Below are 273 nucleotides of genomic sequence, written 5' to 3'. Positions count from 1 at the left end.
GGAGCAAGTGCATACTCCGTAAATGACGCATCAAAACCAAGTGATTTAACCTTGTTTTCAATATCTGATAAATTAATTTTAAAGAATTCCTTGCGATTATTTACCATGTTTATCCGGTGTGCGGAAAATTCATTGTGCAAGCTAGTTTCAAGTGCTGGAGCATCATCTGAGTAAATCAAGGCGTGAATATCAAATTTAAAAGGCACTGATGCAGATCCCAGTTCATTAACACGATCTTCAGGTTCAAGTCGTCTGGTTAAACCAATTTTATAG

At 36.6% G+C, this 273-nt stretch carries 1 protein-coding gene; it reads right to left on the bottom strand.

What is annotated here, in order from left to right:
• On the bottom strand, positions 1–273 hold a 273-nt coding region (locus FDX22_RS32095; RefSeq protein WP_255433063.1), incomplete at both ends, for a GIY-YIG nuclease family protein.

The sequence above is a fragment of the Citrobacter sp. TBCS-14 genome (genome assembly GCF_005280805.1).
Taxonomy (GTDB): Bacteria; Pseudomonadota; Gammaproteobacteria; order Enterobacterales; family Enterobacteriaceae; genus Citrobacter; species Citrobacter gillenii.
The sequence above is the reverse complement of the archived record's forward strand: the minus strand, read 5'-3'. Positions and strand labels throughout refer to the sequence as shown.